The 24,203-nt window shown below is 70.5% G+C and carries 21 protein-coding genes and 1 pseudogene; 19 read left to right on the top strand and 3 right to left on the bottom strand.

What is annotated here, in order from left to right:
- From WA967_RS14750 to WA967_RS14800, 11 genes are all read left to right on the top strand, one after another.
- Window positions 1-913, top strand: a 913-nt coding sequence (locus WA967_RS14750) for a carbohydrate ABC transporter permease (protein ID WP_424424135.1), incomplete at its 5' end; no start/stop codon positions are given.
- A 29-nt stretch (window positions 914-942) separates the two neighbouring features.
- Window positions 943-1,806 (top strand): carbohydrate ABC transporter permease, encoded by an 864-nt coding sequence (locus WA967_RS14755; protein ID WP_424424183.1) that lies wholly within the window; start codon window positions 943-945, stop codon window positions 1,804-1,806.
- A complete protein-coding gene (locus WA967_RS14760; protein ID WP_424424138.1) occupies window positions 1,803-4,223 on the top strand; it encodes a glycoside hydrolase family 3 N-terminal domain-containing protein in 2,421 nt (806 codons plus the stop codon). Before WA967_RS14755 ends, WA967_RS14760 begins: the two co-directional genes overlap by 4 nt.
- Window positions 4,220-5,818, top strand: a complete 1,599-nt coding sequence (locus WA967_RS14765; protein WP_424424140.1) for a family 43 glycosylhydrolase — start codon at window positions 4,220-4,222, stop codon at window positions 5,816-5,818. Before WA967_RS14760 ends, WA967_RS14765 begins: the two co-directional genes overlap by 4 nt.
- Complete coding sequence (locus WA967_RS14770; RefSeq protein WP_424424143.1) at window positions 5,815-6,969, top strand: ROK family transcriptional regulator; 1,155 nt, start codon at window positions 5,815-5,817, stop codon at window positions 6,967-6,969. Before WA967_RS14765 ends, WA967_RS14770 begins: the two co-directional genes overlap by 4 nt.
- A gap of 26 nt (window positions 6,970-6,995) precedes the next feature.
- Window positions 6,996-8,240, top strand: a complete 1,245-nt coding sequence (locus WA967_RS14775) for a D-arabinono-1,4-lactone oxidase (RefSeq protein WP_424424145.1) — start codon at window positions 6,996-6,998, stop codon at window positions 8,238-8,240.
- A complete protein-coding gene (locus WA967_RS14780) occupies window positions 8,237-9,205 on the top strand; it encodes an aldose 1-epimerase family protein (RefSeq protein ID WP_424424148.1) in 969 nt (322 codons plus the stop codon). The genes WA967_RS14775 and WA967_RS14780 overlap by 4 nt, the downstream gene beginning before the upstream one ends.
- 35 nt (window positions 9,206-9,240) lie before the next feature.
- The gene (locus WA967_RS14785; RefSeq protein WP_424424151.1) at window positions 9,241-9,486 is read left to right on the top strand and encodes an AbrB/MazE/SpoVT family DNA-binding domain-containing protein; all 246 of its coding nucleotides are present in this window, start codon (window positions 9,241-9,243) and stop codon (window positions 9,484-9,486) included.
- Window positions 9,483-9,884, top strand: a complete 402-nt coding sequence (locus tag WA967_RS14790; RefSeq protein WP_424424153.1) for a type II toxin-antitoxin system VapC family toxin — start codon at window positions 9,483-9,485, stop codon at window positions 9,882-9,884. Before WA967_RS14785 ends, WA967_RS14790 begins: the two co-directional genes overlap by 4 nt.
- Before the next feature lie 44 nt (window positions 9,885-9,928).
- The gene (locus WA967_RS14795) at window positions 9,929-11,107 is read left to right on the top strand and encodes a thiolase family protein (RefSeq protein WP_424424155.1); all 1,179 of its coding nucleotides are present in this window, start codon (window positions 9,929-9,931) and stop codon (window positions 11,105-11,107) included.
- Between the two features lie 179 nt (window positions 11,108-11,286).
- Window positions 11,287-12,384, top strand: a complete 1,098-nt coding sequence (locus WA967_RS14800; protein ID WP_424424158.1) for a ScyD/ScyE family protein — start codon at window positions 11,287-11,289, stop codon at window positions 12,382-12,384.
- A 263-nt stretch (window positions 12,385-12,647) separates the two neighbouring features.
- On the opposite strand, the gene WA967_RS14805 is transcribed toward WA967_RS14800, so the two are convergent.
- Window positions 12,648-15,461, bottom strand: a complete 2,814-nt coding sequence (locus WA967_RS14805) for an immune inhibitor A domain-containing protein (protein WP_424424161.1) — start codon at window positions 15,459-15,461, stop codon at window positions 12,648-12,650.
- A 264-nt stretch (window positions 15,462-15,725) separates the two neighbouring features.
- Here WA967_RS14805 and WA967_RS14810 point away from each other — a divergent pair, with 264 nt between their 5' ends.
- From WA967_RS14810 to WA967_RS14830, 5 genes are all read left to right on the top strand, one after another.
- The gene (locus WA967_RS14810; RefSeq protein ID WP_424424164.1) at window positions 15,726-17,279 is read left to right on the top strand and encodes a CoA-acylating methylmalonate-semialdehyde dehydrogenase; all 1,554 of its coding nucleotides are present in this window, start codon (window positions 15,726-15,728) and stop codon (window positions 17,277-17,279) included.
- Window positions 17,276-18,475, top strand: coding sequence for an acyl-CoA dehydrogenase family protein (locus WA967_RS14815; protein WP_424424166.1), 1,200 nt, complete (start codon window positions 17,276-17,278; stop codon window positions 18,473-18,475). Before WA967_RS14810 ends, WA967_RS14815 begins: the two co-directional genes overlap by 4 nt.
- The gene (gene mmsB / locus WA967_RS14820) at window positions 18,472-19,359 is read left to right on the top strand and encodes a 3-hydroxyisobutyrate dehydrogenase (protein WP_424424168.1); all 888 of its coding nucleotides are present in this window, start codon (window positions 18,472-18,474) and stop codon (window positions 19,357-19,359) included. Before WA967_RS14815 ends, mmsB begins: the two co-directional genes overlap by 4 nt.
- Window positions 19,360-19,440: 81 nt before the next feature.
- Window positions 19,441-20,217: an enoyl-CoA hydratase-related protein gene (locus tag WA967_RS14825; protein ID WP_424424170.1), complete on the top strand. Its 777-nt coding sequence runs from the start codon at window positions 19,441-19,443 to the stop codon at window positions 20,215-20,217.
- A complete protein-coding gene (locus WA967_RS14830; protein ID WP_424424173.1) occupies window positions 20,214-20,663 on the top strand; it encodes a putative immunity protein in 450 nt (149 codons plus the stop codon). Before WA967_RS14825 ends, WA967_RS14830 begins: the two co-directional genes overlap by 4 nt.
- 62 nt (window positions 20,664-20,725) lie before the next feature.
- Here the strand turns inward: WA967_RS14830 and WA967_RS14835 are convergent, their stop codons facing one another.
- Window positions 20,726-21,172: an SRPBCC family protein gene (locus WA967_RS14835; protein WP_424424176.1), complete on the bottom strand. Its 447-nt coding sequence runs from the start codon at window positions 21,170-21,172 to the stop codon at window positions 20,726-20,728.
- Complete coding sequence (locus tag WA967_RS14840; RefSeq protein ID WP_424424179.1) at window positions 21,172-21,708, bottom strand: MarR family winged helix-turn-helix transcriptional regulator; 537 nt, start codon at window positions 21,706-21,708, stop codon at window positions 21,172-21,174. The genes WA967_RS14835 and WA967_RS14840 overlap by 1 nt, the downstream gene beginning before the upstream one ends.
- 144 nt (window positions 21,709-21,852) lie before the next feature.
- On the opposite strand from WA967_RS14840, the gene WA967_RS14845 reads away from it, so the two are divergent.
- From WA967_RS14845 to WA967_RS14855, 3 genes and pseudogenes are all read left to right on the top strand, one after another.
- Window positions 21,853-22,629 carry an electron transfer flavoprotein subunit beta/FixA family protein gene (locus WA967_RS14845; RefSeq protein ID WP_424424181.1) on the top strand — a complete coding sequence of 259 codons (777 nt, stop codon included), beginning with the start codon at window positions 21,853-21,855 and terminating at the stop codon, window positions 22,627-22,629.
- Window positions 22,630-22,631: 2 nt separating this feature from the next.
- Window positions 22,632-23,600, top strand: a complete 969-nt coding sequence (locus WA967_RS14850; protein WP_424424185.1) for an electron transfer flavoprotein subunit alpha/FixB family protein — start codon at window positions 22,632-22,634, stop codon at window positions 23,598-23,600.
- Window positions 23,601-23,602: 2 nt separating this feature from the next.
- A pseudogene (locus WA967_RS14855) lies at window positions 23,603-24,203 on the top strand (hypothetical protein); the annotation flags it as partial.

Consider the following 24,203-nt stretch of genomic DNA (forward strand, 5'->3'; position numbering starts at 1 on the left):
CGACTGGCGCAAGCGCGGCGAGATCGCGCTCCTCTCGGGCCCCGCGCTGATCATGTTCGTCGGCTTCGTCATCCTCCCGGTGGCGATGGCCGCGTTCTACGGCTTCTTCAAGTGGAACGGCTTCGGCTGGCCCACCGAGTTCATCGGACTCGACAACTACCGGATGATGTGGGAGGACGAGACCTTCCGTGCGGCCGTCCTGCACAACGGCGTCATCGTGGTCCTCTCGCTGCTGCTGCAGGGCCCCATCGCGATCCTGTTCGCCCTGCTGCTGAACCAGAAGATCCGCGGACGCTCGATCATCCGGATCCTGATCTTCGTGCCCTACGTGATCTCCGAGGTGATCGTCGGCATCGGCTGGAGCCTGATGCTGCAGGATGCCGGAGCCGTCAACTCGCTGCTGGAGAAGTGGGGCCTCGGCGCATTCCAGCAGTCCTGGATCGCGGACCCTGCGATCGCGATGGGCTCGCTGATGATCATCATCACCTGGAAGTACCTCGGCTTCGCGGTGATCCTCATGCTGGCCGGCATGCAGTCGATCCCCGAGGAGCTGTACGAGGCCGCGGCGATCGACGGCGCCGGCTTCTGGAAGATCCAGTGGAGCATCACCGTTCCGCTGCTGGGCCCGACCATCCGCATCTGGGCGTTCCTGTCGATCATCGGATCGCTGCAGCTCTTCGACCTCGTCAACATCATCTGGGGCCAGTACATCGCCTCGACCGCGGGCACGTCGACGATGGCGACCTACATGTACCAGAACGGCCATCTCGCCGGAAGCTACGGGTTCGGCAACGCGGTCGCGGTGATGCTGTTCATCATCACGCTCATCGTGGCCCTCATCTATCAGCGCTTCGTGCTGCGCCGCGACACCGAGGGCGCATTGACCGGTGACGGCGGAAGGAGGCGCAAGTGAGCGCCGAGAGTCTGAACACGCGCGTCGCCATCCAGGCGATCGCCCCGAGGGGGCGCCGCCGCGTGCGCGAATCGGGGGTGAAGTGGGGCAGCCCCGCTGTCTACCTCATCGCACTGGTGCTGATCACCATCTGCATCACACCCGTGCTGTACGTGATCATCGGCGGGTTCCGCACGAACTCGCAGATCACGCTCGACCCGTCCGGCTTCCCCTCGCCCTGGCGCCTGGGCAACTACGGCGATGTGCTGGCGAGCTCGGAGTTCTGGACCGCCATGGTGAACTCGACGATCTCCGCGGTGGGCACGACCGCGGGGGCGGTGGTGCTCGGCGTGATGGCGAGCTACGTGATCGCCCGCTACGACTTCGTCGGCCGCGGCGCGATGTACGCGCTGTTCGCCGCGGGACTGATGTTCCCGGTGACGGTGGCCATCACGCCGCTGTACATCCTCATCCGCAACCTCGGCCTGGTGAACAGCCTGGCCGGCATCATCCTGCCGCAGATCGCGTTCGCGCTGCCGACGACCATCATCATCCTGGTGCCGTTCCTGCGCGCCATCCCGAAGGAGCTCGAGGAGGCGGCATCCATCGACGGGGCCAGCCGTCTGAGCTTCTTCTGGCGCATGGTGATCCCGCTGAGCCTGCCGGGCGTGATCACCGTCGGCATCCTCGCCTTCGTCGGCGCCTGGAACGGCTACATCCTGCCGCTGTTCATCCTCAACGACCAGGGCCTGTTCACCCTGCCGCTGGGAGTGCAGAACTTCGCCTCGCAGTACTCGGTCGACACCGCCCGCGTGCTGGCGTACACGTCGCTGTCCATGCTGCCCGCGCTGGTCTTCTTCAGCCTGTTCGAGCGCCGCATCGTCGGCGGCCTGACCGGGGCGGTGAAGGGATGAGCGCCGTGTCCGCTGCCGTCACCGAACAGATGAGCGACGAGGTGAACGCCTCCGTCAGCGCACGCGTGAGCGAGCTGCTCGCACAGATGACGCTGGAGGAGAAGTCCGCGCAGCTGGTGGGCTACTGGCTCGACCAGGGCGGCGACGTCGTCGCACCCATGCAGAACGAGATGGGCGCGGGCCAGGCCACCCGTGCGCTGGCCGAGATCACCCGGAACGGGATCGGCCACTACACCCGCGTCTACGGCACCCGCCCCGTCGAGCCGGCCGAGCGCGCGGCCTGGCTGTGGCAGGAGCAGCGCCGGCTCAAGACCGAGACCCGGCTGGGCATCCCGGCGCTCGTGCACGAGGAGTGCCTGACGGGGCTCGCAGCCTGGAAGGCGGCGACGTTCCCCACGCCGCTGGCCTGGGGCGCATCCTTCGATCCCGAGCTGGTCGCCGAGATGGCGGCGCTGATCGGCGGCTCCATGCGGCAGCTCGGCATCCACCAGGGACTGGCGCCGGTGCTGGATGTCGTGCGCGATCCGCGCTGGGGCCGTGTGGACGAGTGCATCGGCGAGGACCCGTACCTGGTCGGCACCGTCGGCACCGCGTTCGTGCGCGGGTTGCAGTCCGCCGGCGTGCACGCCACGCTCAAGCACTTCCTCGGCTACTCCGGCTCGCGCGCCGGCCGCAACCATGCGCCCGTCTCGGCGGGGCCGCGCGAGGTGGCCGACATGTTCCTGCCGCCGTTCGAGATGGCCATCCGCGACGGGGGCGTGCGCAGCGTGATGAACAGCTACGCCGAGATCGACGGCGTGCCCGTGGCCTCCGACCCCGCGTTGCTCACCGACCTGCTGCGCGGGCAGCTGGGCTTCGACGGCGTGGTGGTCGCGGACTACTTCGCCGTCGCGTTCCTGGAGGTCATGCACGCCGTGGCCGCCGACCGCGGCGAGGCTGCGGCGCTCGCGCTGACCGCCGGCATCGACGTGGAGCTGCCTTCCGGCGACGCGTACCTCGCGCCTCTGGTGGATCGGGTGCGGGCCGGGCTGCTGGACGAGTCGTACCTCGATCGCGCCGTGACCCGCGTGCTCGCGCAGAAGGAGCAGCTGGGTCTGCTGGACGCGGACGCGTTCGAGGGCGGGCCGCCGACGGACATCGACCTCGACACTCCCGCGCATCGGCGGGTGGCCCGTCGGCTGGCCGCCGAGTCGCTCGTACTGCTGGACAACGACGGCATCCTGCCGCTGCGCCCGCAGACCCGCCGCATCGCGCTGATCGGACCGAACGCCGACCGCGCCGCGGCGCTGCAGGGCTGCTACTCCTTCGCCAACCACGTGCTCGCGCACCACCCGGGTTACGAGCCCGGCTTCGCGATCCCCACCGTGCGCGAGGCGCTCACCGGTGCGCTGCCGGATGCCGGAATCGTGCACGTCGCCGGCTGCGAGGTCGAGGGCGAGGATCGCTCCGGCTTCGACGCGGCGGTCGCCGCGGCTTCGGACGCCGAGGTCGCGGTGGTCGTGGTCGGAGATCAGGCGGGCCTGTTCGGCCGCGGCACGGTCGGCGAGGGCAACGACGTGGAGTCCCTCGACCTGCCCGGCGTGCAGCGCGAGCTGGTCGAGGCGCTCGTCGCCACCGGCACGCCCGTCGTGATGGTGCTGGTGACCGGCCGCCCCTACGCCATCGACTGGGCGCTGGACGGCGATGGGCCCAAGCCCGCCGCAGTCCTGCAGGCATTCTTCCCCGGCGAGGCCGGCGGTGAGGCCATCGCCGACGTGCTCACCGGTGCGACAGCGCCGTCGGGGCGGATGCCGGTGAGCCTGCCCCGCTCGTCCGGATCTCAGCCCTACAGCTACCTGCATCCGCCGCTGGGCGGGCCGTCGGACGTCACCTCCACCGACCCGACGCCACTGCGACCGTTCGGGTTCGGGCTGTCGTACACGACCTTCGCGTACGACGGACTCGACGTGCAGCAGGAGGCCCCCACCGACGGGCGGTTCACGGCATCCGTCACCGTGCGCAACACCGGCGACGTGGCGGGGGCCGAGATCGTGCAGCTGTACGGCCACGACCCGGTGGCCTCCGTCACGCGGCCGGTCGCGCAGCTGCTGGGCTACGCCCGCGTGCAGCTGGCGCCGGGGGAGAGCAGGCGGGTGCGCTTCGACGTGCCGGCCGCGCGCTTCGCGTTCACGGATCGCCGGCTCGTGAGGGTCGTCGAGCCCGGCCGGGTGAGGGTGTGGGCGGCATCCCACGCCGGCGCGCAGGTACAGGCATCCGATCTCTCCGACACCACGGGCGGCGCCATCTCCAACCACCGCACTCGCGAGCGGCACGCCATCCCGGGCAGCGCCACGCCCGCGGCCGCCGTGCTGTTGACCGGAGACGTGCACGAGGTCACCGGCGGCGACGCACGGCTGGTGGCGGTGTCGTTCGAGTGAGCGGCATCCCGAAGCCGCACGCAATCGGCATCCCGAATCCGGTGCTGCCCGGCTGCCATCCCGACCCGTCGATCTGCCGGGTCGGGGACTGGTACTACCTGGTGACGTCGACGTTCGAGTACCTGCCGGGCCTGCCCGTGCTGCGCTCGCGCGACCTGGCGCACTGGGAGACCATCGGGCACGTCATCGACAGGGCCGGGATGCTGGATTTCGACGGCATCGGCTCCTCGGGCGGCCTGTACGCCCCGACCATCCGCCACGGGCTCGGCCTGTTCTGGGTGGTCTGCACGCTGGTCCGCCGGGACGGCTCGACCGGCGGCGGGAACTTCCTCGTCACCTCCGCCGACCCCGCGGGGCCGTGGAGCGACCCGATCCCGCTTGATGCCGATGGCATCGACCCCTCGCTGGCGTTCGACGACGACGGGCGGGTGTGGATGCACGGCACCCGGCTCGTCGCGGACCCGGAGTGGCCTCAGCAGACCGAGGTGTGGGTGCGCGAGTACTCGCCCGTGGAGCAGCGGCTGATCGGCGATGAGCACGTGATCTGGACCGGAGCCGTGCGCGGCGCCGTGTGGGCGGAGGGCCCGCACCTGTACCGCACAGGCGACGGCTGGATGCTGGTGGCCGCCGAGGGCGGCACGGAGTTCCACCATGCCGTCAGCGTCGCACGAGCCGCGGAGATCACCGGACCCTACGAGTCGAATCGCGCCAACCCCGTGCTCACGCACCGCCAGCTCGGCCGCCGTCCCGGCGTGATAGGAGTCGGCCACGCCGACCTCGTGCAGGCGCCGGACGGGTCGTGGCTGGCGGTGCTGCTGGGCATGCGCGCGGACGACGGCATCCACTACCCGCTGGGCCGCGAGACGTTCCTGTGCCCGGTGGACTGGCAGGACGGCTGGCCCGTTTTCGCGCCCGGCGAGGGCCTTGTGCCGGATGCGGTGCCCGCTCCGTGGGTGGATCGGATCCCGGATGCCGGCATCTGGCAGCCCGACGATCGGCGCGCGGGGGACATCCCGCCCGCGGACCCGCGCTGGACGAGCCCGCGCGCACTGCCCACCGAGATCGCCCGCATCGACGGCGGCGCCTGGCGGATGCCGGTGCGGGCGGCGACGCTGAAGGACGCCACGGCGGTCGCGTTCCTCGGCTTCCGTCAGCAGCATCCCGACCTCGACGTGCACTGCGTGCTGGATGTCGCGGACCTCGCCGTCGGCGAGAGCGCCGGACTCGTCGTGCGGCAGTCCGAGAGCGATCACGTGCTGCTGCAGGTCACCAGGCATGAGGATGGATGCGCGATCGGCGCGGTGCGGGTCGCGGCGGGGATCCGCGAGGCGGGACCGGAGACTCCGGTGGCGGGCGACGAGATCGAACTGGTCCTGCGCGTGCGCGGCTTCGAGTACCTGTTCGAGCACGCCGGCCGCACCGTCGTCACCGCCGACGGACGCGAGCTGGATGCGGCCGCGACCGGCGGGTTCCTCGGCCTGTGGATCGGCGCGCACGCCACCAGCCATGGCGCCCGGCCGCACGGCGAGGTGCGCATCGCCCGGATGGCATATGAACCGGTGACCCGCACAGGGATCGGTAGCCTGGGACGATGAATGAACGCGCCACGACTGCGGAGGGCGTGCGGCGCACCAACCTCGCGGAGGTGCTGAGGCTCGTGCACCACGGCGGACCGCGTTCGCGCGCGGTCATCACGGCCGAGACCGGGCTGAACCGCTCCACCGTGTCGGACCTGGTCTCCCGCTTGGTGGATGCCGGGCTGGTGCGCGAGCACGACCCCGACCCGACCCGCCGCGTGGGCAGGCCCTCGCCCATCGTGGCGGCCAGCCCCGATGTGGTCGCGATCGGCGTGAACCCCGAGATCGACGCCGTGGAGATCGGCGCGGTGTCACTGGGCGGCTCTGTGCGCCTGCGCACCCGCATCCCCACCTCCGACCCCGACGTAGCCGAGGTCACGGGCATCGTCACGCGCACCGTGCAGGAGTGGCGCGCCGGCGAGCTGGCGGGCTGCCGCATCGTCGGCATCGGCGTCGCGGTGCCGGGCCTGGTGCGGGCCTGCGACGGGCTGGTGCGCCTCGCCCCGCACCTGCACTGGAACGACGCCGACATCGCCGGCCCTCTGAGCGCGGCGCTCGAGACCCCCGTCGTGGTCGGCAACGACGCGTCCCTGGGCGTGCGCGCCGAGCGGCTGTTCGGTGCGGCCCGTGAGCACACCGACGTCGTGTACCTCAACGGCGGCGCGAGCGGTATCGGCGGCGGCCTCCTGCTGCACGGGCAGCTCATCGGCGGCGAGGGCGGGTACGCCGGCGAGTGGGGGCAGACCGCCGCGAGCCTCACGGATGCCGCCGATCGCCGCTCCGAGAGCGGACTGCTCGAGGATGAGGTCAACCGCGCCCGTCTCGTGCGCGCGGCGGGTCTGGACGCCCCCGACGACGAGACGCTCGAGGCGGCCCTGGATGAGCCTGGCGAGGCCGCCGACGAGGCCGCGCGCCAGCGCCGCATCCTGGCAGCCACCCTCGGCAACGCCGTCAACGTGCTCAACCCGTCGATGATCGTGCTGGGCGGGTTCCTCGGCAGCCTGCGCGACCTCGACCAGCAGGGGTTCGACGACGAGGTGCGAGCGCGGGCGCTCGCCGCGACGGCCGAGCACCTGGAGCTGGCATCGGCGGCGCTGGGCGCCGACCGCCTGCTGATCGGCGCAGCCGAGGCGGCGCTGGAGAGACTGCTGTCGGATCCGCTCGGCTGAGCGGTCACATCACGAAGGAGGCGCAGATGAGCACGGAGCGCAACTGGGCGGGGAACATCGGCTACCGGGGCCAGGTGGCCCACCCGACGACGCTCGACGAGGTGCGCGCGCTGATGGCCGGCGGTCCGGTGCGGATGCTGGGCACCAGGCACTGCTTCAACGACATCGCCGACACCGCAGGCACCCTGATCGCCCTGGACCGGATGCCGCGCGTGTTCGAGATCAGCCCGGAGCGCGACGCCGTGCGGGTGTCGGGCGCTCTGCGGTACGGCGACATCGCGCCGTTGCTGGAGGCCGAGGGTCTGGCGCTGGCCAACCTCGCCTCGCTGCCGCACATCTCCGTCGCCGGCGCCGTCGCCACCGGAACGCACGGCTCGGGCGACGGCATCGGCTCACTGGCCACCGCCGTGCGCGAGCTGACGCTGCTCACGGCATCCGGTGAGGTGCTGCGCCTGCGTCGCGGCGACGCGCGCTTCGCCGGCGCCGTCGTGTCGCTGGGCGCGCTGGGCGCCGTCCTCGAGGTCGTCCTCGACGTCGAGGAGACCTACCAGGTGTCTCAGCGGGTCTTCGACCGCCCGCGCTGGGACGCGATTCTGGAGAACCTGGATGCCACCACCTCGGCGGGCACGAGCGTCAGCATCTTCACCACCTGGCAGCGCACCGACGTGGCCGATCAGCTGTGGATCAAGCAGCGCGGTGCCGAGGATCATGCCGGAGACCTGCCGACCCGGCTGGGGGCGGCCCCGGCCGACGCGAAACGGCATCCCATCCTGGGCGTGGATGCCGAGGCCTGCACCGATCAGGGCGGCGTTCCCGGCCCGTGGTTCCAGCGGCTGCCGCACTTCCGGTTGGAGTTCACACCCTCGGCCGGCGCCGAGCTGCAGAGCGAGTACCTGGTCCCTCGCCGTGACGCCGTGGCGGCACTGCAGGCCGTGCGCGCGCTGGCCGATCGCATCGCCCCGCTGCTGCTGGTCACCGAGATCCGCACCATCGCCGCCGACGATCTGTGGCTGAGCATGGCGCACGGCACGGATGCCGTCGGCATCCACTTCACGTGGAAGCCGGACGAGCGCGCCGTGCGGGCGCTCCTGCCGGTCATCGAACAGGCGCTGCCGGCATCCGCCCGCCCGCACTGGGGCAAGGTGTTCACGATGGACGGCGCCGAGGTGCGCCACCGGCATCCGCGGTGGGACGACTTCGCTGCGCTGCGCACCGAACTCGACCCCGAGCGCCGGTTCGTGAACGACTATCTGGAGAGGCTGGGACTGTGACCGAACCCCGTTCAGGACGGCAGCTGCGCATCGTCGCGGGCGACTACGAGGCCGACATCGCGAGCATCGGCGCCTCGCTGCGCGCGCTGCGATTCCGCGGGCGCGACCTGGTCGTGCCCTTCGAGGCCGACGAGGTGCGACCCGGATACCGCGGGGCGGTGCTGGCGCCGTGGCCGAACCGGGTGGTCGACGGCCGGTATTCGTTCGCGGGTGAGGAGCACCAGCTGCCGCTGACCGAGCCCGCGCGCGGGCACGCGCTTCACGGGCTGGTCTGCTGGCTGGACTTCGCGGTGCGCGAGGTCGCCGACGATGCCGTCGTGCTGGCCGCGGTCATCGTGCCGCAGGCCGGGTATCCGTTCCACGTCGAGGTGCAGGTGGAGTACCGGTTGGACGCGCGCGGCCTGCACCAGCGCGTGACCGGCCGCAACCTCGGTGCGGATGCTGCACCGTGGGGCACCGGCCCGCACCCGTACCTGACCGCGGGCCCTTCACTCCGACTCGCTGACGCTCGCTCAGTTCAGGCGACGAGCTCGGGGACCCAGCGGGTGGACGACTGGATGCTCGAGCTGCCGGCATCCGCGGTTCTCACCGTCACGGCCGACCGGCTCAGTCCGATCGTGCTCGAGAGCGTCGACGCGCATCCCGAGTGGGACTTCCGCACTCCGCGGGTGATCGGCGACACGTTCATCGACCACGCCTTCACCGGGTTGACGAGGGATGTCGCGGGCGCGGCCGCCGTGCGGCTGCGCAGTGCGTCGGGTGAGGGCGTCGAGATGGTGTGGGATGCCGGATGCCCGTGGGTGCAGGTGCACACCGCCGACACACCGGATGCCGACACCAGCCGCCGCGGCCTGGCCGTGGAGCCCATGACCTGCCCGCCCGACGTCTTCAACTCCGGCACCGACCTCGTGGTGCTGCAGCCCGGTGCCGAGCACGCTGCGAGCTGGAGCATCCGCGGGATCTGAAGCCGCATGGTAATGGAAATGGTAGAATCACTGCCATGCCAACGACCATCGATGCTGCGGGGCGACTTGTCATCCCCAAGCCGGTGAGGGACGCGATGGGGCTGCGCCCCGGGACGCCGCTCACCGTGGACTTCATCGACGGCCGGATCCAGATCGAGTACGCGCCGGTCGATGTCGATGTCGACACCTCGGAGGCGCTCCCGCGAATCGTTCCTCGTGGCAACGCGGAGCCGCTCGACGACGACGCTGTGCGGCACGTGCTGGAGCGCACGCGTCGATGACGATCACGTGCGACACGAGCGTGCTCGTCGCCGGCCTGGCCTCATGGCACGAGGGTCACGAGCAGGCGCGTGCCGCGCTGCGGGACGTCAGCATCATCGGCGCCCACGTGCTCACGGAGACGTACAGCGTGCTGACTCGGCTTCCGGATGGGATGCGCATCGATGTCCGCTCCGCCGGTGCGGCTCTCACGTCGCTGCGGTGGGATGTCGTGGGGCTGCCTGCGGAGGATCGCGTGGCGGGAATCCTCCGGTTCGCAGATACCGGGATCTCGGGCGATGCGGTCTACGACGCCGTGGTCGCCGCGACGGCGCAGCATCATGGGCTGACGCTGCTGAGCAGGGACCGCCGCGCGAAGCGCACCTACGATGCGCTGGGCGTCGACTACCGGATGGTGTGAGTCTCTACCGCGCCTGCGGGCCCGCCAGGCGTCATGATGGAGTCATGAGCAGCGAAGCCGTCGTCGTCGATGTTGTCCGCACCGTGGTGGGCCGCGGCAAGCCCGGAGGTGCGCTGTCGGGCGTGCATCCGGTGGATCTCGCGGCGGGGATGCTGCAGTCGATCCTCGAGCGCAACGGACTGGAGTCCGGGCAGATCGATGACGTGATGCTGGGGTGCGTCAGCCAGGTCGGCGACCAGGCCATGAACATCGCCCGGCAGGCGGTGCTCGCCGCGGGCTTCGATGAGCACATCCCCGGCACCACCATCGACCGGCAGTGCGGCTCCAGCCAGCAGGCCGTGCACTTCGCGGCGGCCGGCATCGCCGCGGGCGAGAACGACATCGTGATCGTCGGCGGAGTGGAGTCCATGAGCCGCGTGCCGCTGGGCTCGTCGGCATCCGGCGGCTCGCCCATGTCGCCGCGGCTGCGCGCTCGCTACCCGCAGGGCCTCGTGAACCAGGGCGTGAGCGCCGAGCTCATCGCCCGCAAGTGGGGCTTCGACCGCACGGCGCTGGATGCGTTCGCCGCCGAATCGCACGCGCGCTCTGCGCAGGCCTGGCACGACGGCTTCTTCGACCGCACGGTCGTGGCCGTGCCCGAGGCGCCGGACGCCACCACAGACGAGACCATCCGCGAGGGCACGACCGTCGAGAGGCTCGCGGGCCTTCCGGCATCCTTCCGCACGGATGAGTACGCCGAGCGCTTCCCCGAGATCCAGTGGAGCATCACGCCCGGCAACTCCTCACCGCTGACCGACGGGGCCTCCGCCGCGCTGATGATGAGCGCCGACCGCGCCGAGCAGCTGGGGCTGACCCCCCGCGCCCGCTTCCGCGCCTTCGACGTGGTGGGCGACGACCCGCTGTACATGCTCACCGGTCCCATCGCCGCCACGCAGCGGGTGCTGGAACGTGCAGGGCTGACCATCGATGATATGGACGCCTACGAGGTCAACGAGGCCTTCGCCTCGGTGCCGCTGGCGTGGATGAGCGAACTGCACGCCGACCCCGTGAAGCTGAACCCGCGCGGCGGGGCCATCGCCCTCGGCCACGCGCTGGGCTCCTCAGGCACACGCCTGCTGGGCACGCTGCTCGACCAGCTCGAGGCCACCGGCGGGCGACTGGGCCTGCAGACCATGTGCGAGGGCGGCGGCATGGCCAATGCCCTGATCCTGGAGCGCCTCTGACGCCACCGCGGGCCTACGTGCTGCTACGGAACTTCGCGCGGATTCCTTGCGCGCCGCCCGCGGGCGCGGGAGTATCACGCTGAGCCGCCACTGGGGAGGTTCGTCCGCATCCGGATGCCGGGGAGGTCCGTCCGGGCTGCGTCGGCTCGGCGCGTCCGCCGGCCGGGATCGGAGATTCCATGCACACCACCCGTGCGCTGATCGCGGCCGGCGCCGCGGTCGCGCTGGTCCTCGCGTTGCCGGCCGCCGCGTCGGCATCCGCGCCTCCCGCATCGCCCACCCCGCAGGTGTGGTCGTCCGCGCTCGGCGCACCGTTCAGCCTGGCCGTCGACGGCCAGCAGCGCGTCCTCGTCGCAGACGGCGGCACGGGCGCGATCAGCCGGCTGCAGCCGGACGGGTCGCTGCAGACCGTCGTCGACGGCATCCGCGGGCTCACCGGCATCGCCACCCGCGGCGCCTGGCTGGCCTATTCGTCGTCCGTGCAGGAGCCGGGTGGTGAGGAGGCCCCGATCACCGCAAGCGGCCTGAACATCCGCACCCCACGGGGAACGACGGTCTACGCCGACCTGCACGCCTACGAGTGGGCGCACAACTCCGACGCCGGGAACACCTACGGCGTCACGGACCCGGCGTCCTGCATCGCAGGCGTCCCGGAGGCCGCGGCCCATCCCGGGGGACTCGACGCGCACGCCTACAACGTGACCTCGTGGAACGGGGCCTGGCTGGTGGCGGATGCCGGTGCCAACGCGATCATGAAGGTCACCGACCGCGGTCAGATCAGCACCTTCGCGGTGCTGCCCCCGATCCCGGTCACGGTCAGCGGGATGGTCGCAGGAGTGCTGGGGATGCCGCCTTGCGCGATCGGGACGACGCTCTACGTCGAGCCGGTTCCCACGGGCATCGCGGTCGGAAAGGACGGCGCGGTCTACGTCACCACCCTTCCGGGCTTCCCGGGCATGATCGTCTCGCAGGGCGCGCTGTGGCGCATCGATCCGTCCACCGGAGTCGCCGCGCAGGTGGCATCCGGCCTCTCCGAGCCGACCAGCCTGGCCATCTCCGGCTCGAGCATGTACATCGCCGAACTCGGCGGTGCGGGCGTCTCGTTCGTGCGTGGCGGCCAGGTCTCGCCGTTCGCGGCCCTGCCGGGCGCGCTGGCTGTGGCCACCTCGCCCAACGGCACGGTCTGGGCGGCGACCATGGGATCGGATGCCGGACCCGGAACGCTCGTGAGCATCTCGAACCACAAGGTCAAGGTGCACGCCCAGCTGAACCGCTGAACATCACCGGACCCGAGATGAGGGAGACCCCCGCCGACCCGATTTCGGCGGGGGTCTCGCGGTCCGAGACCGCGGCGGGAGCGGTGCTCACCGCGGCGAGGAAGTGGTCGCACCCGTCCTCCGGTCTGCTCCACATGCCACGCACGAGCAGTTGTACGCGGCGGAGGTGACGTCGCGGTGAACGGGGCGGGAACGGTCCGCGACCGCACACGAGAGCGCCGGCCCCGACCGAAGTCGGGACCGGCGCTCAGGGAGGGCCGAGCTCAGCCCTTCTTCGGAGGCGTCACCGTGATGAGCGCCGCCGTGTTGTTCTGCATCGACTTCTTCACCGTGATGACGGTGCCGTAGCCCACGCCGGAGTCGGCGGGGTTGCCGGTGCCGGTGATGCCGGCGCCGAAGTCCAGACCGTACAGGTCCGTCGCCGGCGTGCCGTCGGGGTTGACGATGCGGGTGGTGTACGGCGCGCCGTTCACCGAGGGGACGACCACCGAGGAGTCGCGCAGGCGGTTGTACAGCGACCCGTCGCGGAACTCGAGGCCGGCGACCCAGCCCTTGTCATCGGTGAAGGTGGGGACGGCCGCCTGCGGGGTGAGCGTGGTGCACGCCTCGTTGTACGAAGCGTCGACCATGCAGTCCTTGAACTGGTACGTCGGCTGCAGGCCGAACGCGGCGTTGGAGGACTGGGCGCGGCTGGAGATGTTCTTCAGCAGCGACGGGTCGAGTGCGGCCTCGGCGCCGGTCCTGCGCAGCGGATCGAAGTGGCTGTCCACCAGGAGCAGACCGCCCTTCGCGCCGTAGCTCGGCAGGTTCGTCAGGTTGGAGGCGACGTGGTTCGCGGTGCCGTACACGGCATCGCGGTACCAGACCAGCGCGCCGGGTGCGTTGTAGGGGACCTTCTCCACCTTCCAGGCGTCGTCGCTGTACACCGTGGTGTAGCCGTACTTCAGGCCCTCGTCGAAGCCGTCCAGGTTGCGCCACTCCACCAGGTAGTACTGCTCGGAGATCTGGATGCCGGTGTCGATGTGCCAGCCGGCGCCGGTCGTGTCGGTGAAGGTCGCATCGGTCGCGGTCCAGCCGTTGTCGCCGGACTCGACATCGTCGCTCCACACGGTCGTCCCCGCGCTGGTCAGCGCGAAGTCGTCCGAGAACCAGTTGCGCTCCTCGAACGCGGCATCCGTCGCCTGGCGCAGCCGCAGCTGAATGCTCTGGCCCGCGTACGCCGACAGGTCGACGTTGTCGTGGCGCCAGCCGTCGGAGGTTCCGGTCAGGCCGTACTTCTTGCCGCCGAAGTCCTTCATCCGTCCGTTCAGGTCGGAGTAGTCGTCGCCGGTGGTGACCAGGTTCCCCGCGTCGTCGCGCACCTGCTGCTCGGCCCACGTCTGGCCGCCGTCGGTGGAGACCTCGATGAAGCCGAAGTCCCAGTCGTCCTCGATGACGTAGTTGTTCCACATCGAGAACGTCGCGTCCGCGGGCACGTCGTCGATCGTGCGGGTCAGGCGGGCGTCGGCCCAGTCCTGATCAGCGCCGGAGTACCACATCTGTGTGCCGCTGTGCGGCTCCGCCAGCACGACCTTCTTGTCGGGCAGGTTGACCTTGATGCCGTCCTTCGTGCCCTTCTTCGGGCGCGAGGTCTGGCCGACCTTGATCGTGGATGTGCGGTCGCCGGGGTTCACGACCTCGGGATCGGCCCAGCCCAGCACCCACTTGTCCCAGAGGCCCATGTGGGTCGGCATCGACTGGAAGATGGGGCCGGAGTGCGAGCCGGAGCTCATCAGGTCCCAGAAGTCGATGTCGGAGTTGCCGGCGTTCGACGTGTCGTACAGGTCCGGCAGACCCAGGTCGTGGCCGTACTCGTGCGCGAAAACACCCACACCGGAGTCCTCGGGCTGCACGATGTAGTTCGAGATCTTCAGGTTCGTGCCCGGGATGGTCGCACCGCCCGCGACAGCGGAGGAGTGCGCCCAGATCGCGTAGGTGCCCTGGGCTCCGCCGCCACCGGACTTGTCCTCGCCGGCGTGCACGAGCACGACGTGGTCGATCACGCCGTCGGGCTCGTTGACGTTGCCGTCGCCGTCGCGGTCGCCCTGGTCCTCGATGTCGTAGTCCGCCCACGGGAAGTCGGGGTTCTGCGCGGCCAGTGCGGCGACGGCGTCGATGGGCAGCTGGCCGGGCCCGAGCCGGTTGTCCGGCGAGCCCTGCATGTCCTGCATGGCCCCGGCCTCGTACACGCCCTGGTCGTTCTTGTGGCACACGGTCGCGCCGTAGTACGCCTCGGAGTGCTTCACCTTGACCCAGGGGGTCGCCTCGCCGGTGAGCGTGTAGGCGCCGCGCGACATCTCCTCGTACATGTTCTTCATCGTGTAGCCGGAGATGTCGAACCCGGCCTTGCCGTCGGGGCCGGTGAGGTCTGGCCGCACGCGCTCGGTGATGCCCTCGTCGGAGTACAGCATCTTGTTGTAGTGCGCGCTGGAGAAGTCCGGCACCCACATGGTGTTGTTGTCCTCGTGCGAGGCGTTCGCCGGGTTCGGGATGCCGTTGTGCAGGGTCGGTCCCTGCAGCTCGCCCGGCTTGCATGTGGTGGCGCCGAACTCGGTCGGCACCTGCACGTTGCTGAAGTCCTCGGTGCCGTCGAACTCCACCAGGATCGTCAGCAGCTTGGCCTGCTGGGTGGTCTTGGAGTGCTTGAGGTTCTTCGGGCTCTTGCCGGTCTTGACGGCCTTCGCCTCGGTCTTGGCCAGCTGCTCCGCCGCCTTCGGGTTGCCCTGGGCGTACTTGTGGTCGGTCGCCTGCGCGCGCTCCAGTGCGCCGCTGCCGGCGAAGGTGCTGACTTTCTTGCCCTTGACCGCGGCGATTGCAGAGTCGTCCGCCTGGTCGGCGATGGAATCGGCGCGCGGTGCGACGTAGTTCATGTAGTACTCGCCGGCGCCGATCGTGGCGGGTGCCGTCGGGGCATCCGCCGTGGTCGGGGCCGCTGTCGCGGGCCCCGTGCCGAGGGCCACCAGGCCCGCGGCCACCAGCGCGAACGCTGATGTCGTGGCCGCGGCACGTCGTCGTGCGCGGGTGTTCGGATGTGACATTGATCCTCCGTTCGCGCAGCGCGCGAAGGGGTCCCGCGTCGCTGCGATCGGTGTGCGCCGGTCGGGCGCACGAGTAACTGTCTAGCCTGCACAGTCCGTTCAAAGGAAGATGTGCGTGCGAAGACTGGACGATCGTCCACAGCGGGTGTGCGACGGGGTAGACGCGCGTCTATTCTGGGAGATAGTAGGAAGCCCTAGTATTTGCACTGGATGCCGATTACCATGAACACAGTGCCAAAGACGGCCTAGAGGAGTGTCAGCACAATGACTCGTTACATCCCCCATTTCGTAGGCGGAAAGACGCTCGAGCCCACCGGCGGGCGCGTCGCCGACGTGTTCGATCCCAGCACGGGCGAGGTTCAGGCGCGCGTGCCGCTGGCATCGGCCGACGAGGTGCGAGCGGTCATCGAGAATGCCGCGGCTGCGCAGCCCGCCTGGGCCGCCACCAGCCCGCAGAAGCGCGCCCGCGTGATGATGCGCTTCGTCGAGCTCGCGCACCAGAACATGGACGAGCTCGCGCACCTGCTCTCCAGCGAGCACGGCAAGACCTTCGAGGATGCGAAGGGCGACGTGCTCCGAGGACTCGACGTGATCGAGTTCTGCATCGGCGCCCCGCACATGCTCAAGGGCGAGTACTCCACCGAGGCCGGCACCGGCATCGACGTGTACTCCATGCGCCAGCCGCTGGGGGTCGTCGCCGGCATCACGCCATTCAACTTCCCCGCCATGATCCCGCTGTGGAAGGCAGGCCCGGCGCTCGCCAGCGGCAACGCGTTCGTGCTGAAGCCCAGTGAGCGCGACCCCTCCGTGCCCGTGCGTCTGGCCGAGCTGTTCCTCGAGGCAGGCCTGCCCGCAGGCATCCTCAACGTCGTCCACGGTGACAAGGAGGCCGTCGACACCCTGCTGACCGACCCGCGCATCCAGGCGGTCGGGTTCGTCGGCTCCACGCCCATCGCGGAGTACATCTACGCGACCGCCACTGCCAATGGCAAGCGCGCGCAGTGCTTCGGCGGTGCGAAGAACCACCTCGTGGTCATGCCGGACGCCGACCTCGACCAGGTGGCCGACGCGCTGATCGGCTCGGGCTTCGGCTCGGCCGGCGAGCGCTGCATGGCCATCTCGGTCGCCGTCCCCGTCGGCGAGCAGACCGCCGACGCGCTGGTCGCCAAGATCGCCGAGCGCGTGAAGAACCTCAAGGTCGGACCCGGCACGCAGCAGGGCGTCGATTACGGACCGCTGGTCACCGCCGCGTCGAAGGCCCGCGTGGAGGGCCTGATCCAGGAGGGCGTGGATGCCGGCGCCACCCTCGTCGCCGATGGCCGCGGCCTGGTCGTCGAGGGATACGAGAACGGCTTCTACCTCGGGCCGACGCTGTTCGATCACGTCACCGCCGACATGTCGATCTATCGCGAGGAGATCTTCGGCCCGGTGCTCTCGGTCGTGCGCGCTGCGGACTACGAGGAGGCGCTGGCCCTGGTCTCCGACAACCCGTACGGCAACGGCGTGGGCATCTTCACCCGTGACGGCGACGCCGCCCGTGACTTCGCGGCGCGCGTGAACGTCGGCATGGTCGGGGTGAACATCCCGATCCCCGTGCCGATCGCGTTCTACACGTTCGGCGGATGGAAGGCATCCGGCTTCGGCGATCTGAACCAGCACGGCGCCGACGGCTTCCGCTTCTACACGAAGACCAAGACCGTCACCAGCCGCTGGCTGACGTCCGACCTGCGCGACGGGACCCTTCGACAGGCTCAGGGACCCATTTCACAGGGCCCGAGCTTCGTCATGCCGGGAACGACAGGGGAGGGGCACCGATGACCATGGTCACCGACACCGGAGTGAGCGACGAGGAGCGCGAGGCCATCCTCGGCGCCGTGCGCGAGTTCGCCGACACCGAGCTGGCGCCGTACGCCATCGAGCGCGACGAGAAGCACGTCTTCCCCCGCGAGAGCCTGCACCGCGCGGGCGAGCTTGGGCTGGGCGGCATCTACGTGCGCGAGGAGTCCGGTGGCACGGGCCTCAGCCGCACCGACACCGTCGCGATCTTCGAGGAGCTCGCCAAGGGCGACCCGGCGGTCGCCGCCTACATCTCCATCCACAACATGGTGGCGTGGATGATCGACACCTATGGCGACGATGCCCAGCGCGGCCGGTGGCTGCCGCAGCTGACCAGCATGGCCGAGTTCGGCGGGTACTGCCTGACCGAGCCCGGGGCGGGATCGGATGCCGCGAACATCGCCACCAGTGCCGTCCGAGACGGCGACGAGTTCGTGCTCACCGGCGTGAAGCAGTTCATCTCGGGTGCCGGCGAGGCCGGCGTGTACGTGGTGATGGCGCGCACCGGCGGTCCCGGATCGGGTGCGCGCGGGATCAGCTCGTTCCTCGTCCCCGGCGACTCCGCGGGGCTGGGCTTCGGCGCTCCCGAGAAGAAGATGGGCTGGCACGCCCAGCCCACCCGCCAGGTGATCTTCGACGGCGTGCGGGTGCCGGCATCCGCCATGCTCGGAGACGAGGGCAGGGGCTTCGCCATCGCCATGTCGGCGCTGAACGGCGGCCGGCTCAACGTCGCCGCCTGCTCGCTGGGTGGCGCATCGTGGGCGCTGGATGCCGCGGTGAAGTACGTGCACGAGCGCGTCGCGTTCGGCGAGGCGCTGGCGGAGATGCAGTCGGTGCTGTTCACCATCGCCGACATGCGCACCGAACTGCAGGCCGCGCGTCTGATGGTGCGCGACGGCGCGCAGGCCGTCGATGAGAAGGATCCGGATGCCACGATGCGCTGCGCGATGGCCAAGCGCTTCGCCACGGATGCCGGATTCGACATCGCCAACAAGGCCCTTCAGCTGCACGGCGGCTACGGGTACCTTCAGGACTACGGGGTCGAGAAGGTCGTGCGCGATCTGCGCGTGCATCAGATCCTGGAAGGGACGAACGAGATCATGCGACTCATCGTCGGGCGCGAGATGCTGCGCCCATCGGGTTCGGCCACGCAGCAGCGCAGCGGCGGTGCGTCATGACCCGCATCGCGTTCCTGGGGCTCGGACACATGGGCCTGCCCATGGCGGTCAATCTCGTGAAGGCCGGTCACGAGGTGCACGGCTTCGACCTGGTGCCCGCCGCTGTCGAGGCGGCGAAGGCTGCCGGCATCCCCGTCGCGGACAGCGGAGCGGATGCCGTGACCGGCGCCGACGTGGTCATCACCATGTTCCCGGCGGGCAGGCACGTGATCGCCGCCTACCAGGACGAGCTGCTGGCGGCGGCCGCCCCCGGCACGCTGTTCATCGAGTCCTCGACCATCGCCGTCGACGAGGCGCGCACCGCGCATCAGCTGGCCGTCGACGCCGGGCACCGCAACATCGACGCCCCCGTCTCCGGCGGCGTGGTGGGCGCTGAGGCCGGCACGCTGGCGTTCATGGTGGGCGGGTCCGCCGAGGACTTCGAGGCCGCGAAGCCGCTGCTGGACGTGATGGGCAAGCGCATCGTGCACTGCGGCGGGCCCGGACTCGGGCAGGCCGCGAAGGTCTGCAACAACATGATCCTGGGCATCTCGCAGATCGCGGTGGCCGAGGCGTTCGTGCTGGCCGAGCGGCTCGGGCTCGAGCATCAGGCCATGTACGACGTGGTGTCGCAGGCCTCCGGGCAGTGCTGGGCGCTGACCACCAACTGCCCCGTGCCCGGCCCTGTACCGGGCAGCCCCGCCAACCGCGACTACCAGCCGGGGTTCGCCGGCGCCCTGATGGCCAAGGATCTGGGCCTGGCGCTGCAGGCCATCGAGCAGACCTCCACCGACGCGCAGATGGGCCGGCTCGCGCAGCAGATCTATGCGGCCTTCGCCGCCGGCGAGGGGGCCGGTCGCGACTTCTCCGGGATCATCACCGACATCCGCGCGGGCGAGGTCTGATTCCGGAACGCTCAGGAACCCGATAGCCATCGACCTGGGATACTGGAGGGGTCGCAGCGCTGCGACAGGAGGGGCGGATACATGGCCGAGTACGAGACGATCCTCGTCGAACGACGAGGACGGGTGGGCTGGATCACCCTCAACAGGCCGCAGGCGCTGAACGCCCTGAACGGCCAGGTCTCCCGGGAGGTCGCGGATGCGGCATCCGCCTTCGACGCGGATGACGGCGTCGGCGCGATCGTCGTGACGGGCTCCGAGAAGGCCTTCGCCGCGGGCGCGGACATCAAGGAGATGGAGTCGAAGACCGCCGCCGAGATGGTCGCCACCGACCACTTCGGCGCCTGGACGCGCTTCGCGGCCGTGCGCACGCCGGTCATCGCCGCCGTCAGCGGCTACGCCCTGGGCGGCGGGTGCGAGCTGGCCATGATGTGCGACATCATCCTCGCCGCCGACACGGCGACGTTCGGCCAGCCCGAGATCAACCTCGGCGTCGTGCCGGGCATGGGCGGCACGCAGCGGCTCATCCGTGCGGTGGGCTACTACAAGGCCGCCGAGCTCATCCTGTCGGGCCGGCTCATCAAGGCTGACGAGGCCGAGCGGATCGGTCTGGCCTCGCGCGTGGTGCCGGCATCCGATCTGCTGGACGAGGCGACCAAGCTCGCCGATACCATCGCCTCCAAGTCGCTGCCCTCGCTGTATGCGGCCAAGAAGACGCTGGATGCCGCGATGGAGACCACTCTCGAGGCGGGACTCGCCGTCGAGAAGGAGACCTTCGCCTCGCTGTTCGACACCGCCGACCAGAAGGAGGGGATGGCCGCCTTCCGCGAGAAGCGCCCCCCTCACTTCCAGCACCGATGAGCGCCGTGTCCGAGGTGCGCCCAGACGACACCGACCTGAAGCTGCAGGAGGAGGACCGGCGCGAGCTGGTGGAGTGGACGCTGGCGTGCGCCGAGCGGATGCTGCCGCTCTTCCTGGAGGTGCATCCCGAGGATGCCCGCCCGAGGGCGGCGCTGGATGCCGCCTACTCGTGGCTGCGCGGGGAGATGAGCATCGAGGAGGTGCGCGGCTGGGCGTTCGCGAGCCACGCCGCCGCCCGCGAGGCGGGCGATCCGACGGCGATGGCCGCCGCGCGGGTGTGCGGGCAGGCCGCCGCCGTCACGCACATGGCCGGGCATGCCCGCCAGGTGCCCCGGTACACGGCCAAGGCGTTCCCCGGCGATAACGCCCGTCGTGACGAGGAGCTCGCCTGGCAGCGCCAGAACGTGCCTGCGCGCTTCGACCACTACGTGTACGAGGGTGACTAGAACGGGCGGTCAGGCGCGCAGCCTCGACTCGCTCATGCGGGTCATCCGACGGATGACGGCCCTCAGGAGAAGCGGGCGCTGATGGCGTCGTTGCGCTCGGTGATGACGGCGATCAGGTGGCGGCGCATGAACAGGACGTCCACCAGCCGCCCGAGCGGGCCGAACGGCGAGCGGAACTCGATGGTGTCGCGCATGAGGGTCCCGCCGTCTGCGGGCAGGAACTCGTGCGTGTGCGCGAACGACGCGAACGGGCCGCGCGTCTGCCGGTCGCGGAAGCGATGCGGCCGGTCCACGTCGAAGACGATCGATGACATGCGGAAGCGGATGCCGAAGTGCCGGGCGCTCCACGTCACCTGATCGCCTTCGCCGAGCCTGCCCGAAGTGACGCCGGCCACGGCGCGCTCGCCGCGGGAGCTCTGCGATGCCAGGTGCAGGTCGACGTCCAGCGACAGGTCGAACACCGTTTCGGGTGAATCCGGGATGAACCGCTCCAGGACGAACGCGGCCATCAGAGCGGGTCGGGCACGGGGCGGGGGTCGGTGAAGTCGCCGGCGTTCTTGCGCAGGCGGGCGACGACGCCGACCAGCGTGGCGGCGTCCTCGGGGGACAGACCGGGTGAGGCGAAGACCTCGGTGTTCAGCGCGCGGGTCGCGCGTTCGACCAGATCGCGGCCGGTGTCGGTGAGCGTGAGCAGCGCGGCTCGTCCGTCGTGCGGATGCGGCTCGCGCAGCACCATGCCGTCGCGCACCAGGCGTTCGGCGGTGCTGGTGACGCTGGTGGCGTGCACCTGCAGGCGGGCCACCACGCTGGACAGCGGCAGGGTGCCGGAGCGGCTGAATGCCAGCAGGCGCAGCACCTCGTAGCGGGCGAACGTCACTCCGAACGGCCGCAGTGCGGCATCCACCCGCGCCAGCAGCAGCTGCTGCGCGCGCATGATCGAGGTGACCACGGCCATCCCGTCCGCGGCATCCTCCCAGCCGTGCGCCAGCCACTGGCGCTTCGCTTCGGCGAGGGGATCGATGGACAGGGGGCGAGGGCGGGCCATGGTCCTACGTTATCCGGCGGATGCTCGAGGAGGTGCGCGTCTCTGCGGTACTCAGTATCATGGCGACTGGAATCCAATCTCAAGCCGGGGTCCCTTCCGGCTGAACCCGCCCGACTACAATCGACACAGGCGCGAGGAGGCTCGATGAAGATCTATGTCCTGGTGAAGGAAGTCCCCGACACCTACGGTGACCGCAAGCTCGATCTCGAGACGGGATTGGCCGACCGTGGGGCGGGTGACGTGGTGCTCGATGAGATCACCGAGCGCGCGCTCGAGGTGGCGCTGTCCTACGCGGACAAGAACACGGGCACCGAGGTGATCGCCCTGTCGATGTCGCCCGAGTCCGCCACGGCATCCATCCGCCGCGCGCTGGCGATGGGGGCGGCCTCCGCCGTGCACGTCGCCGATGACGCGCTGCGCGGCGCCGACCTGGCGCTGACCGCCGAGACGCTCGCGGCGGCGATCCGCCGCGGCGAGCCCGACCTGGTCATCACCGGCAACCTCTCCACCGACGGCTCCGGCGGCGTGATCCCCGCGATGCTCGCCGAGCAACTCGGCTACGCGCAGGCGACCGCGCTGAGCGCGCTCGAGATCACCGCCGACCAGGTCACCGGCACCCGCGCCGGCGACGAGGGCACGCAGCAGGTCACCGCGACCCTGCCTGCCGTCGTCTCGATCACCGAGGCGCTGCCGGATGCACGGTTCCCCAACTTCAAGGGCATCATGGCGGCCAAGAAGAAGCCGCTCGAGGTGCTCTCCCTCGCCGACCTCGGCGTCTCCGCGGACCCCGCCGAGGCTCCGCACACGATCATGACCGCGGTCTCCGAGAAGCCGCCGCGCGCGGCGGGCATCAAGATCACCGACGAGGGCGACGCCGTTTCCCAGCTCGTCGAGTTCCTCGCGCAGAACAGGCTGGTGTGACCATGGGCTACCCCGAGAAGTCGATCCTCGTCCTCGCCGACATCAGCGCCGACGGCGAAGTCCTGGCCAGCACCGCGGCGCTCATCGGCGCAGCATCCGGCATCGGCGCGCCCGTCGCGCTGGTGGTGGGCGGATCCGCATCGGCTCCCGAAGCGGTCGCCGGGATGGGTGCGCAGGTCGTGCTGACCGCCGACGGCGACGCCGCGGCGCTGACCGTCCCGGTCGTCGACGCCCTGCAGGCCGCATACCGTCAGGTGCAGCCGGATGCCGTACTCATCTCCAATTCGATCGCCGGACGCGACGCGGCCGGTCGCCTGGCCGTGCGCGAGAAGCTCGCCCTGTCGGTGGACGCCGTCGGCGTCTCCCGCGACGACGAGGGCGTCATCGCTCACCACTCCGTGTTCGGCGGGTCGTTCCAGGCGGACTCCGCGCCCACCTTCGGCGCTCCGGTCATCACCGTGCGCCTCGGCGCCGTCGACGCCCGTGCCGAGGCGGCGCCGCTGGTCTCCGAGGCGCTCACCGTCACGGCATCCGGTGCCCGCGCGGCTGTCGCAGGCGAGATCACCGCTGCGGAGAAGACGTCCTCCCGCCCCGATCTGCGCGGGGCCGCGAAGGTTGTCTCCGGCGGCCGCGGACTCGGCTCCAAGGAGAAGTTCGTGCTGGTGGAGCAGCTGGCCGACGCCCTCGGCGCGGCTGTCGGTGCCTCGCGCGCCGCGGTGGACGCCGGCTACATCCCCTACGCGCACCAGGTCGGCCAGACCGGCGTCTCGGTGTCGCCGCAACTGTACATCGCGCTCGGCATCTCCGGCGCCATCCAGCACCGCGCCGGCATGCAGACCGCCAAGACCATCGTCGCGATCAACAAGGACGGCGAGGCGCCGATCTTCGACGTGGCCGACTTCGGCATCGTCGGCGACGTGTTCGCCATCGTCCCGCAGCTGATCGAGGCGATCGAAGCACGGAAGAAGTAAGCATGGCCGCCCTTCGACAGGCTCAGGAACCCAGGATGCTGCGCCGCGGACTGCCGCGGACCAAGGGCGGCGAGGCCTGGCCTCCCGCCACCACGATCGACGTGCCGGGTGTGACTGCGGTGGCACCGGATGCTGTGACTGCGGCGTCCCCCGCTGAGACCACAGCCCCCGACGCCGCGGGCGCGACCCTTCGACGAGCCCAGGGACCCGGTGTGGAGGTCCCCGGAACAGGTGGCGAGGCTCAGGGAACCAATGGTGTGGCTCAGGCGCCCGCAGACGTGCCTTCGACCCTGCCCGTGGCGGCTGATGCCTCGGTGACCCTGCGCCGCGGCTTGCCGCGCGTCGCCGGAGGAGACCCTTGGCCTCCGGCATCCGCTGCCCCCATCTCGTCGACAGCACGGGATGTCACCGAGAGCACGGAAGCCCGGCGTGAAGAAGCCGTGCAGTCGGCAGCATCCGGTGCGCTCGCGGGAGCGGCATCCGGCACTGCAACGTCGGTCGCCCCGCGGGACGAGGTGGCGCCGTCGGCGGCATCCGATCTTCCCATCGCGTCCGTGGCGGGCGGCGCGGCTGACGGTGCCGCACTGCGCCGCGGTCTGCCGC

Source organism: Microbacterium sp., from assembly GCF_049650565.1.
Lineage (GTDB): Bacteria > Actinomycetota > Actinomycetes > Actinomycetales > Microbacteriaceae > Microbacterium.

What these genes read in the sequence shown, in the direction of transcription:
- WA967_RS14760 (WP_424424138.1), top strand. Translation starts at nt 1,803, where the DNA reads ATGAGCGCCGTGTCCGCTGCCGTCACCGAACAGATGAGCGACGAGGTG.
- WA967_RS14770 (WP_424424143.1), top strand. Translation starts at nt 5,815, where the DNA reads ATGAATGAACGCGCCACGACTGCGGAGGGCGTGCGGCGCACCAACCTC.
- WA967_RS14775 (WP_424424145.1), top strand. Translation starts at nt 6,996, where the DNA reads ATGAGCACGGAGCGCAACTGGGCGGGGAACATCGGCTACCGGGGCCAG.
- WA967_RS14785 (WP_424424151.1), top strand. Translation starts at nt 9,241, where the DNA reads ATGCCAACGACCATCGATGCTGCGGGGCGACTTGTCATCCCCAAGCCG.
- WA967_RS14790 (WP_424424153.1), top strand. Translation starts at nt 9,483, where the DNA reads ATGACGATCACGTGCGACACGAGCGTGCTCGTCGCCGGCCTGGCCTCA.
- WA967_RS14795 (WP_424424155.1), top strand. Translation starts at nt 9,929, where the DNA reads ATGAGCAGCGAAGCCGTCGTCGTCGATGTTGTCCGCACCGTGGTGGGC.
- WA967_RS14800 (WP_424424158.1), top strand. Translation starts at nt 11,287, where the DNA reads ATGCACACCACCCGTGCGCTGATCGCGGCCGGCGCCGCGGTCGCGCTG.
- WA967_RS14805 (WP_424424161.1), bottom strand. Translation starts at nt 15,461, where the DNA reads ATGTCACATCCGAACACCCGCGCACGACGACGTGCCGCGGCCACGACA.
- WA967_RS14810 (WP_424424164.1), top strand. Translation starts at nt 15,726, where the DNA reads ATGACTCGTTACATCCCCCATTTCGTAGGCGGAAAGACGCTCGAGCCC.
- WA967_RS14815 (WP_424424166.1), top strand. Translation starts at nt 17,276, where the DNA reads ATGACCATGGTCACCGACACCGGAGTGAGCGACGAGGAGCGCGAGGCC.
- mmsB (WP_424424168.1), top strand. Translation starts at nt 18,472, where the DNA reads ATGACCCGCATCGCGTTCCTGGGGCTCGGACACATGGGCCTGCCCATG.
- WA967_RS14825 (WP_424424170.1), top strand. Translation starts at nt 19,441, where the DNA reads ATGGCCGAGTACGAGACGATCCTCGTCGAACGACGAGGACGGGTGGGC.
- WA967_RS14830 (WP_424424173.1), top strand. Translation starts at nt 20,214, where the DNA reads ATGAGCGCCGTGTCCGAGGTGCGCCCAGACGACACCGACCTGAAGCTG.
- WA967_RS14835 (WP_424424176.1), bottom strand. Translation starts at nt 21,172, where the DNA reads ATGGCCGCGTTCGTCCTGGAGCGGTTCATCCCGGATTCACCCGAAACG.
- WA967_RS14840 (WP_424424179.1), bottom strand. Translation starts at nt 21,708, where the DNA reads ATGGCCCGCCCTCGCCCCCTGTCCATCGATCCCCTCGCCGAAGCGAAG.
- WA967_RS14845 (WP_424424181.1), top strand. Translation starts at nt 21,853, where the DNA reads ATGAAGATCTATGTCCTGGTGAAGGAAGTCCCCGACACCTACGGTGAC.
- WA967_RS14850 (WP_424424185.1), top strand. Translation starts at nt 22,632, where the DNA reads ATGGGCTACCCCGAGAAGTCGATCCTCGTCCTCGCCGACATCAGCGCC.